Here is an 11883-nt window from a genome sequence, read left to right on the forward strand (position 1 = left end):
CAAACAAAACTGCATTGTATTTCTTCAAAGTATTTTTTCACTTTTCAACGTGCAATTAAAACCCTAATATTTACATTCCTGTTTTTTCATAAGTTAGTTAACACTATCATTAAATTCACCCCATTACTTTATATATAATTTGTACTAAATATGTCAATAATATAATTATTAGTATTGATAATACAACTTGGACTGTTCCTTTATTAAGAGAAAGAGAATCTTTTTTATTTTCTACTATATTACCACGATGTACTACTTTAGGATGAGAATATATAATTTCACCTTTTAAATAAGCAGCTATGCTTATAATTAAAACAAAAATTGATAAAATTCTTATAATAGAGAAAAAGTTTTCATTCATAGAATAAGCTATTAACATGGCAATAGGTATAATAACCCCTAATAACATTCCTAATTTGCTCCATATTAATTTTGGTATAGTCTTTGCATTCTTCTTTTTGTTTAGAGTTTTATAATATTTTTTATTTTTCATAATAACCCTTCTTCCATAATTTTTCGGAAACTACTAAGGTCATTATACCAAATTTTAGAATATTATTTCCTCATTTTTATAAAAACGCATCTAAAATTGCACCATATTATATATATCTATGTCTTCGAGTAACGTTTCATCTGTAATGGAATCATTAGGAAATTGTTTAGCTAAAATTTGTTTAAATTTTTTAAGTTGCTCAGCAGAAATTTCTGTTTCCTTTGGCAAAGTATTTTTAGCCTTAATAAGTTTGCTCGATTGTAATTTATATGTAAATTCTTCACCTACAATACTTATATTATTTTTTTCGTTAAATTTTAGGTCCCCAGTTGTATCAGTATCTATAACTATCTTTTTTAAATCGCTAATTGATTTTCCATCACTATTAACTTTTGCTGTATTAAGATAAGCACTTGTTTTACCATTTATATTTTTTGCATCCTCAATCCAACTTCTAAAAGCAATCATCTTACCATCCTTAGATATCGCCCCATCATATATTTCTTCATTTACATCAGTTGTTTCATAAATTTTATTACCGTTAATATATAAATTTGCCTTAGGCTGTGGAAATGTATGAGGTGTATCACTGTAAAGAATCTTTTTTTCATCCATAGTAACAGCTCTTATGGTCCCCACACAAGATATTAACTCTGCTTTGCTTTTAATGTTATATATAGCATAACCAGATGCTGAGGGGTTAATGTGGCCTGTAATCAGTATATTCTCATCGTCTATCCATTTAAGATCAATAATTTGTTGAAGGCTTTTATCATTTATAACAATATCTGTTAATTCTCCTGTCTTAACATCATAAACATTTATGTGTGGTGGATATATTTCTTTTTCCTGATTAAAATTTCTAAATACTAGTTTAGTTTTATCCTCAGAAAGCTCTAATAAATCCTTTGATTTTGAGCTATCCCCTAAAGATTTAATCTGTTTATTTATTTCATCATAGAGATAAACATTATTATCTTTTTCAAATGCAATTTTTGTTAATTTAGTAATAGCTACTGTTTTATTTTGTGTTTTATTCTTATTGTTTTTTTCAGTTTTATTTGAACAAGCCATCAGGATAAATACGCTTAAAGATAGACATATTGCCATAATGAGTAACTTAAAAATTGTTTTTGTTATTTTCTGATGGGTAATCATAATTTTGCTCCTCGTTTAAATTCGTAAGAATAATTATTATTTTAATTAAATGAAACTTAGACTATTATACTCTACTTATAATATGCTATCAACTGGATTTTTTTGTTTTATCCCTCAATATTTAAATACTTACAAATGTTATATATACATTTTTTTTTATAGTTAATTTAACTTCTTTTGTTATTATAGATTAATCTATCCACTAAATATCGAAAAAGCATCAGTGTTTGAAATTAACTAATGCCTTTGCTTTATTTATTATTTATTTATTGAAGACTCCTTTTACAGCTTTAAATATTATTTCATCATCTATTAAGTATGGCAACGTAATATGATCAGTATTAGCATTTTTCTTATTGTAATCAATGCTTGTTTCTATTGAGTGTGGATTTCTCGCCCAAGCGCGCCTAGCCACTCCACCCATAACATCCCACGCCATCGAGGACTTTATAATATTATCTATTCTGTCGCTACCATCAAGTACAAGACCAAATCCACCATTAATAGACTTGCCAATTCCTACCCCTCCCCCATTGTGAAGAGCAACTAAACTCATACCTCTAGCAGCATTTCCTGCAAAACATTGGACAGCCATATCTGCCATTATGTTGCTACCATCTTTTATATTAGAAGTTTCTCTAAATGGAGAATCAGTTCCACTTACATCATGATGATCACGTCCAAGCATTATAGGACCAACCTCTTCTAATCGTACCATATCATTAAACTTCAATGCAATATCTATTCTCCCCTGCGCATCTTGATAAAGAATTCTAGCTTCAGTTCCAACTACTAATTTATTTTTTTCTGCATCTCTTATCCATATATAGTTATCTCTGTCCTGCCCGCGTCTATTTGGGTCAATACATCCCATAGCTGCCTTATCAGTTTTCACCAAATCGATATGATCTCCACTTAGACATACCCACCTAAATGGTCCATAACCATAATCAAAAAGCATGGGTCCCATAATATCCTCTACATATGATGGAAATATAAATCCATCTTTTTCATCTACGCCATTTTTTGATATTTCTATAGCACCTGCATCATATACAGCTTTCATAAATGAATTACCATAATCAAAGAAATATGTTCCTCTTCCAACCATTATCTTAATTAATTCAAAATGTTTAATTAATGTTTTATCAACTAACTGTCTAAACTTTTTTCTATCTGTTTTTAGTAAACTTGTTCTCTCCTCAAATGCAACTCCTTGTGGTGCGTATCCTCCATCATATGGGGCATGACAAGATGTTTGGTCTGATAACAAATCTATCTTTATATTTTTATCGGCTACATATTGAAGCAAATCTACTATATTACCATGATAAGCTATAGATATTTTTTCTTCTTTAACTGATTTTTCTGCAACAATTTTAAATATTTCTTCAAGATTATCTGACGCAATATTTACCCATCCTTGATCTAATCTCGTTTTGATTCTCGAATAATCAACTTCTGCAATTATCCCAACTCCATTTGCAATCTCAATTGCTTTAGGTTGTGCTCCACTCATTCCACCAAGTCCAGAAGTTATAAATATTTTGCCTCTTAAATCACCATCACTAGGTATTCCAAGTTTTAGTCTTCCTGCATTTAGTAATGTATTAAAGGTTCCATGTACTATTCCCTGTGGTCCTATATACATCCATCCCCCTGCTGTCATTTGACCATAATTCGCAACTCCAAGCTGAGTTGCTATATGCCAGTCCTTGGGATTATCAAACATCCCTATCATAAGACCATTTGTAATAATTACTCTTGGTGCTTGCTCTGACGATTTAAAAAGCCCAAGTGGATGTCCAGACTCTAATACAAGAGTTTGATCCTTAGTTAAATTCTCTAAATACTTTTTTATAAGTCTATACTGCATCCAATTTTGACATACTTGCCCCGTTTCACCATAGGTAACTAATTCATAAGGATATAATGCTATATCTGAATCTAGATTATTATCAATCATTACTTGGAATGCTTTACCCTCTAGACAATTTCCTTTATATTCGCTTATAGGTTTTCCATAAATTCTGCCTTCTGGTTTATAGCGATATCCATATATTCTTCCCTTTGTAATTAACTCTTCCATAAACTCTGGTGCAAGCTTTGCATGATATTTTTCTGGAATATATCTGAGTGCATTTTTAAGGGCAAGCTCTGCCTGATCTTTCGATAGAGTAAATCCTCTATCAGGCGCCCTTCTTATTTCAGGTGTAAACTTAGGCATATTAGGCAATTCGTCGTCTATCTTAATTGTCATAGCCTGTTCAATATCAAAATTGTTAATCATATATATACCCTCCTAAGTACTAACACTAGTGCTTCATATATTTCTAAAATATTATTGTTTTAATTTTATTTATATTTCATCTATTCTGCATTTATTCTTATATTCCTTCATTTTATTGTATACATAACATCGCGAAATTATCTACACGTTAATATCACACTATGATACATAAAAATTATACTATATAACGTTTACGATGCGCACTAATCTTCAAATATCATAATGGATATAAATAGTATTAACATGATCTTATAATGATGTCAGAATAATAAAACCCACTGAAGATATTAAATAACAAAAGAATATAGAAAAACACATCTAGAGCTCCAGATGTGTTTTTCTAATAGTTCAATATAATTTTAATTATGTTGTGCTAGGTGTCCTATTTGTGAATAAAATAAATGCTCTTCAAACTTTCTATAATTCTTTATATTTTAATACAACCATAGCCCATTGAAATCACTCATTGATTTCAATGGGCTATGGTTGTATTAGTTAACTGGTACAACAAACCTAGTTATAGGTTTAGTATGTTAAACTAGTAGGATTAGAATTCAATATTTTCCATGTATTATCTTCGTTTACGACAGTTAGTGTTGATGCATGACTTACTACTGTTATTTTTTTAGTTTTTATATCCGTCTCGTTAAGTTGTAGTTCGTAGTAGTACTCTTTTGTTTTAGCTTGTGTATCTGCGTTATTAAAGTTCTCTTTTATTGTTATGCTTTTAACTTTTACTAGAACGTTATTTTTATATGCAGTAAGTACTCTTTTATACGATAGTCTTGAAGAAGTAAATGGAACAAATGATATGTTACTTAAATAGGGTTTAAATTTATCTGTAATTCTTATATAAGTAGTGTCTGTTAATGGTACACCTTTTAATGATGCTGTATAATAGTCGTAATCTTCTTGACTTACGGTATAGTACGCAGTTACAAATTTTTTTACTGTCATGTAGCCGGTAGATGGAGTTGGATGCAGGATAGTTCTTCCTTCAAATAGTGCTATCCCTATTATTGCTAGAATAAATATTACTTGTATTGCAATATCTCTTTTTTTCATTGTTGACCTCCATATGTATGTCATGCTGTGTTGTAATTTAAATACTTTGACAATAAACCTTTAAATGCACGTTGTGTAGTGTTATTGATATGTTAGAAAATGCTACTTAACTCTTTTGTATACAGTATTGTTACATGGCATTTGTGTTATGGTTTTATTTATAGCTTGGAATCTATAAATAAATTATATTAAAGTATTTATAGCTTGTCAAATTAAACAAAGCAAAGAATAACACATAAATTATCAGACATTAAAACAATTATGGAAGTAAATCATACGCATTTGACGACTAGCAAAAGCCCTTCGATATAATAAGTCTGCATATCTTACCACCCTCAACATTTTTGTAATACCTTAGTAATTCAAAAATTTTATTGGTATTATTATCAATCAGGATTCATTATTGATAACAATCATCTTAAAAACACTCCTTCAAACTGTATCCTATAAAGTTATTTAAACTGGTACTTTTAATAAATCCGTTTTGACTGTATAATTGATTTATTGAAAAGTCGTCAGATGTATAATAAAGGCTTTTTAAAAATATTTGGATACTATATTTTTAAAGTGATTTTGTAGAAAGGGCGCCTAATATTAGTTATCTCTTTACTGGTTACTAGGCCAAACATGACAAACTTAAATAAGCTTGTTAGTATCTTATTTACACTATATTGTTTGCCTTCAAAATTTAAGGTTGCTAATGGTTCGCTTGTTAGGGTCGTTGCTATGTTTCCACCATTGCTGTTTGAAAGTTAAGGTATAATTAAAAGAATGTTAATAGATTAAGTATAACGGAATTATCATGGTTAGCAAATGTCCTGAAAGGGGAAGTAACCATAAATAGGGAGGTAAAATATGTTGGAGAATGGAAGTAACATCTGTAATTGCAAGAGGAAAAAATGTGAAAGGCATGGTAAGTGCAGTGAATGTATTGAATATCATAAAGGGCTTAAAAGCTTACCATTGCCCTATTGCAAAGGGTGTAATTGCTAGGCTTTTTTGAAGTTATTTTCTTTTGAAATTAAAATCATAAATAAAATTTATTATTATGTTGTACGGTTTTTTATTTTTACAAAATAATAACTTCAAAATTTAAGACATATTAGTAAAAATATTGGTATAGCTCTACTAACATACTGAGATAGGTTTTAAAAATAGAGTATGTTTACTATAATATGTTTAGAAATATGAGTAAATAGTATTTTACTGGACATAATTTCAAATATCAAACTCCATTGAATAGATTGTAATAGTGTTGTCAATACTCCGATACCTAAATATTTTTCATATAGATTTACGTTATTAATAGTACAATTAGATAGTGATTAATGCATTTTAATTGTTTGTTTTTACTTCTGTTCGTTTTTTCCTACAGGCATACTATTGTCAGATATCCGTGTGGTAACTCGCTGCATGTGAGAAGTATACCATTTACTAAGTAATATTTTCAAAGAAGCAGAAGCAGGTACAGCTATAAGCATACCTGTAAGTCCACCTATATTTCCCCCTATAATAATTGCAAGCATAATAAATACTGGATGTAACCCCACACTATCTCCAACAATTTTAGGTGCTAACAGGTTATTATCCACTTGTTGAACTATAATCATTCCAATAATTGCCCATATTGCTGTAATAGGTTGTCCACTTAGTAGTGCAATAATTACTGCGAGAACAGTTCCAACAATAGGCCCAATATATGGTATCATGTTACAAATGCCTGCAATAATTCCTATTATTAAAGCATAATCTATTCCAATAAAATACAGTACAATAGCTGATAAAACTCCCACAAAACAAGCTTCTAATAATTGTCCTCTTATATATTTATAAAATGTATTATCTATAATAGATAATATCTCTTTCAATTTATTTCCTGCTTTACTTTTCCCAAATATAAGATTGAAAATTTTATTCCATAAATCTATAAAGTACTCTGAATCTTGTATTAAATAAATACTTAAAACTATAGCTATAAAAAACGAAGCTATATTGCCACCTATGGATACAATAGAATCTGTCATTACTCCTATACTTGTAGAAAAATATGACTGAACATAACTTAAAATTTTAGCAATCTTATCATTTAAGTTTCCCAGTATTGAGATATTTGAACTTTGTAATTTATTAGTAATAGAACTAACTGACAATGCTGAATTATTTAAATAATTAGTCAGGTATCCTGTCATATTAGATATGGTTATATTGTTAGAAAGTTTTCCACCAATCATAATATATATTCCACTAATAACAGCTACGACACTGGCTATTACTAACATGTACACTCCTAAAATCCCCACTATTCTTCTGGAAGATGTTTTTTTAAATACTTTTCTCTTTTCCAAGAAATTTTCAATACTTTTCACACCCGGTTTCAATAAATACACAATTACTAATGCCATAAGAAGCGGTTTTACAAGTCCAATAATTTTCTCTAATGTACTATATAATAAAGAAAATATAAAACTTATGTTATTACAAATTGTTATGCCAATATAAATTAGAAGCACGGTTCCCGTAGCATATAAGCAGTATTGTACTAATTTTTTATCTATTTTCATCTTTACCTCCCCTTTCTAACTAGCCTGTTTTTTAGATTTATTTTTCTAATTACCTTACACTAAAAGCATGGATGGAAATCCTTTAACTAATAATGTATACAGTAAAATATGCCATATAAAGTAGATGGATAGCAAACAATAATTCTAATTTTTACTACGAATATTTATATACTAGTTTTTGTATAATTATAAATTCCTATGGCTAATGCAATCGCCATTTCTATTGGGGTATCGTCTTTCCTAGATTTTCTTTGGGTAGTAATATCTTTATTGATGGCGGTGCAGAGATTGTAAATCAATTGATTAAAATCAATATGATTGATGAATTACAATATCTATAATTCCAATATTCTTAGGGAGTGGAATTAGGCTTTTCAAAGATGGAAGGCCCAACCAACGACTGAATTTAAAAAGCACAAAAGAATTTACATCAGGTCTTGTTCAATTGAGGTCTGAAAAGTTAAATATTTTATAACAACATTACAAAAAATAAAACAAGAGCATTTATTTACACTCTTATTTTATTTAGAAGTAGTTGGAAGGTTCTATATATATGATATTTACATATGTAATAATAACAATAATTATTACGATTGCAGCGATGTTAATATCTAATAAGAAAAGTAGTTGAGAATTATTTTATTGAATAAAAAAACGACCACAGTATTTCTACTATTACCCTATCTTTCCCCAAGTTTTAAGTTCGGTATTGCATTAAGCGTTAGAGGTGAAACTCTTCCCCTTATTAATTCGAAGTAAGCTGCACTTCCAATCATGGCTGCATTGTCAGTGCAAAGAATCATCTCAGGAAACAGAACTTTTATATTTTTCTTTTTTCCTTCTTTTATCATAGTCTCCCTAAGGCAAGAATTCGATGCCACACCACCTGCAATTGCTATTCTATCTACTCCTTTAATAGCGCATGCCTCTAGAGCATTATCTACCAGTACACTAACCACTGCCTTTTGAAAAGATGCAGCTATATCAGGAACATTAATTGTCTCATTCTTCATATTCATTTTATTTAGATAATTTAGTACCGAAGATTTAACTCCGCTAAAAGAAAAATCTAAACTAGCTTCATGAAATTTAGCTCTTGGAAACTTTATAGCATCTGCATTTCCTTCTTTTGAAATTTTATCTATTTTAGGTCCACCTGGATACCCTAGCCCAATTGCACGAGCCACCTTATCAAAGGCTTCACCCGCGGCATCATCTCTAGTTTGAGCCATAACTTCAAAGTCACCATGATCTTTCATGTATACAATAAATGTATGTCCACCTGATACTACCAAACACATGAAAGGCGGTACAAGCTCCTTATATTGAATAAAATTAGCACTTATATGGCCTTCTATATGATTAACTCCAACTAAGGGTTTATTAGTTGCATATGCGAGTCCTTTAGCATATTGCACTCCTACTAGTAGTGCTCCTACGAGTCCGGGCCCATAAGTTACTCCTACTGCATCTATGTCCTCTAAGGTAACCTTAGCTTCATCTAATGCCTCTTGAACTACAGCACTTATTGCTTCTATATGCTTTCTAGATGCTACCTCTGGGACTACTCCTCCAAATTTTTCATGTATATCAATTTGTGATGCTATTATATTTGATAAAACTTCTCGTCCATTCATAACTACAGCTGCTGCTGTCTCATCGCAACTAGATTCAATTGCAAGTATTTTAATATCCTTTTCCATTGTTTTTACCCACCTTTAATATAGTTTATATAATATTTTATCTATTCATACAAACATTCTAAGAATGTTGAATCTGTTAATAACCCATATTAATTATACTTTATTAACTTTAGCATATCAAATTATTATATACTATTCCAAGTGTAGGCACTTATTTTAAGTGTATTGCAAAGGTGTCTTTCTTTCTATGATATAATTATTGTGTGGAACGTTTAATTATGGCATCTAAAAATAATTAGACAAAGATGCAACGGATAACTTTTTTTAATGGTGTTTAATAATTATTAAACATTTAATATAGATCCTAGGAGGAACATATGAGTAACACCTACGCAAAAGTCATAATAAAAGGCTCGCCTATTTCAAAATCTAATTTTAAGCTTTTCAACACTAATGGTAGAGCTATTTTACCTTATAATTCTGGTAAATACCATGATAGATATGCTTTATATGAAGAAGAAATTGCCTATCAATGTAGACTTCAAAATTCCAGCACTTTTTTAACAGAATCTCTTATTGCTGTTTTAAAAGTATATTATAAAAGTATAAAAAGACATCCCGATACAAACAACATAACAAAAAGTATTTTTGATGGTATAGAAAAAAGTGGTCTTATCGTAAATGATGCACAAGTTACAAGACTCATTATTGAAGAGTTTTACGATACAGAAAATCCGAGGTTTGAATTAGAACTATTTGGTGAAAGTACATATGCAATGGAATATGCAATAGTTGAAAAAAAAGAAAAACAACAGCCTATTAATTACGATCCACCCTCAAACAAAAAAAACACCTTCGGTTGTAAAGCAGCTAAAGTAACTAAAGCAAAACCTGAATCTACTACTAGTCCTACTTCAAAATTCATATGTGAAATTTGTAAAAAGCCTGTGTCAAAGGATGATTATATCTCAGCAAACAAGGGTAAAACTTCAATATGCAAAAACTGTTTTAAAAAGCTATTTTAAGGACAGTCGATCCATGTACAACTTGCTAAATGGATTGACTGTTTCAGTTTATACATATTACAAATAAATCTGGCTATGCTATTAATATAAACACTACAAAATATGAAGGGAGATAAACTCATGAATAGAAATAAAAAAACTAAAAACAAAAAGGTTAATGATGCTATAAGTAACATGGAAAATAGTACAAGTTTTGAAACTTTAAATGATATCAATAATAATAAGTCGAAAAATAAAAAAAACAGTCCTGAAGGATTAAGGTAATAAGTTAAACATATGAAAATAAGCAATCAGAAAGCGAATAAAATGTTGCATTAATGGGATTTTTGTTACATTAATGCAACTTTTTATTCGTTTTAAGAATATTCTGCATTTATTTTATTAAAATACTGAAAACAGACTAAATATCCATATTCTATGTTATAATACTATATAAAACATCTTTTAAAATAAAATGATTTTACATAATAGGAGGATTAATATGAGCACAAATGTTAACATTGATTGGAGCAAATTAGGTTTTGCTTATAGTAAGACAGACCTGCGTTATATCTCAATATGGAAGAATGGTAAATGGGATGACGGAGAACTAGTAGAGGATAATAAACTTAATATAAGTGAAGCTTCAACAGCTCTTCATTATGGCCAGCAATGTTTTGAAGGCTTAAAAGCTTATCGTACAAAGGATGGTAGCATCCAATTATTTAGGCCATACGAAAACGCCAAGCGTTTAATGCGCAGTTGTTCACGTGTTCTAATTCCTGAGATTCCAATTGATAAGTTTGTTGATGCATGTTTACAGGTTGTTAAAGCAAATGAAGCTTTTGTACCACCATACGGAACTGGAGCAACACTTTATCTTAGGCCTTATGTAATAGGTATCGGAGATAATCTTGGAGTAAGTACAGCTCCTGAATTTCTATTCGGGGTATTCTGTTGTCCTGTTGGTGCTTATTTCAAAAGTGGACTAGCACCAGTAAACTTTATGATATCAGATGAATACGATAGAGCTGCACCTTATGGCACAGGGGATGTAAAGGTTGGAGGAAACTATGCAGCAAGTCTTCTTGCTCATGAACACGCTGTAGAAAAAGGATTTGCAGACTGTATATACCTTGATCCTGCAACTCACACCAAAATTGAAGAAGTTGGTGCTGCAAACTTTTTTGGAATTACTAATGATAATGTATTTGTAACTCCAAAATCACCATCAATACTTCCTAGCATAACTAAATACTCTTTAATTCACATTGCAAAAGAATATTTAAAATTAGAAGTACAAGAAAGAGATGTTCCAATAAATAAACTTAGTGATTTCAAAGAAACAGGTGCATGTGGAACTGCTGCTGTTATATCACCTATTGGTGGCATAGAATATAAAGGTAAACTTCATGTTTTCCACAGCGAAACAGAGGTAGGTCCAATCACCAAAAAACTTTATGATACCCTTTATGGAATTCAATTTGGAGATGTAGCCGCACCCGCTGGTTGGATTGTAAAAGTTAAATAAAGATACACAATAAAAAAACAACTTCAGAGAGGGTGTAAATTATTTTGTGTATTCTCTTTCTATAGGCAAAATAATTGAGTTATGTAATTTTAATAAGATATTATTTTAGTTTGATAAATGATGTTACCTTATCATTGC

The 11883-nt window shown here is 30.1% G+C and carries 10 protein-coding genes; 4 read left to right on the top strand and 6 right to left on the bottom strand.

The features are described 5' to 3' along the window. Positions 1–115: 115 nt before the first annotated feature. The 4 genes from LGK95_RS20790 to LGK95_RS20805 form a co-directional block, all read right to left on the bottom strand. Positions 116–493, bottom strand: coding sequence for a hypothetical protein (locus LGK95_RS20790; RefSeq protein WP_226126815.1), 378 nt, complete (start codon positions 491–493; stop codon positions 116–118). A gap of 90 nt (positions 494–583) precedes the next feature. Then, on the bottom strand, positions 584–1651 hold the full coding sequence (locus tag LGK95_RS20795) for a hypothetical protein (RefSeq protein ID WP_226126816.1): 1068 nt from the start codon (positions 1649–1651) through the stop codon (positions 584–586). Positions 1652–1913: 262 nt separating this feature from the next. Further along, positions 1914–3941, bottom strand: a complete 2028-nt coding sequence (locus LGK95_RS20800) for a urocanate hydratase (RefSeq protein ID WP_226126817.1) — start codon at positions 3939–3941, stop codon at positions 1914–1916. Positions 3942–4466: 525 nt separating this feature from the next. Then, positions 4467–5006: a hypothetical protein gene (locus LGK95_RS20805; RefSeq protein WP_226126818.1), complete on the bottom strand. Its 540-nt coding sequence runs from the start codon at positions 5004–5006 to the stop codon at positions 4467–4469. A gap of 865 nt (positions 5007–5871) precedes the next feature. Here LGK95_RS20805 and LGK95_RS20810 point away from each other — a divergent pair. Continuing rightward, on the top strand, positions 5872–6009 hold the full coding sequence (locus tag LGK95_RS20810) for a hypothetical protein (protein WP_226126827.1): 138 nt from the start codon (positions 5872–5874) through the stop codon (positions 6007–6009). A 346-nt stretch (positions 6010–6355) separates the two neighbouring features. Here the strand turns inward: LGK95_RS20810 and LGK95_RS20815 are convergent, their stop codons facing one another. Together LGK95_RS20815 and tsaD are read right to left on the bottom strand one after the other, a co-directional pair. After that, positions 6356–7567 carry an AI-2E family transporter gene (locus LGK95_RS20815; protein WP_226126819.1) on the bottom strand — a complete coding sequence of 404 codons (1212 nt, stop codon included), beginning with the start codon at positions 7565–7567 and terminating at the stop codon, positions 6356–6358. Between the two features lie 680 nt (positions 7568–8247). Next, positions 8248–9270, bottom strand: a complete 1023-nt coding sequence (tsaD, locus tag LGK95_RS20820) for a tRNA (adenosine(37)-N6)-threonylcarbamoyltransferase complex transferase subunit TsaD (protein WP_226126821.1) — start codon at positions 9268–9270, stop codon at positions 8248–8250. Positions 9271–9587: 317 nt separating this feature from the next. On the opposite strand from tsaD, the gene LGK95_RS20825 reads away from it, so the two are divergent. From LGK95_RS20825 to LGK95_RS20835, 3 genes are all read left to right on the top strand, one after another. Next, positions 9588–10235, top strand: a complete 648-nt coding sequence (locus tag LGK95_RS20825; RefSeq protein ID WP_226126822.1) for a RusA family crossover junction endodeoxyribonuclease — start codon at positions 9588–9590, stop codon at positions 10233–10235. 120 nt (positions 10236–10355) lie between these two features. Then, entirely contained in the window at positions 10356–10499 is a 144-nt protein-coding gene (locus LGK95_RS20830; RefSeq protein ID WP_226126823.1) for a hypothetical protein, read from the top strand. A gap of 217 nt (positions 10500–10716) precedes the next feature. Then, on the top strand, positions 10717–11745 hold the full coding sequence (locus LGK95_RS20835; protein WP_226126826.1) for a branched-chain amino acid aminotransferase: 1029 nt from the start codon (positions 10717–10719) through the stop codon (positions 11743–11745). Positions 11746–11883 lie beyond the last annotated feature (138 nt).

This window comes from Clostridium algoriphilum, from assembly GCF_020443705.1.
Lineage (GTDB): Bacteria > Bacillota > Clostridia > Clostridiales > Clostridiaceae > Clostridium_AD > Clostridium_AD algoriphilum.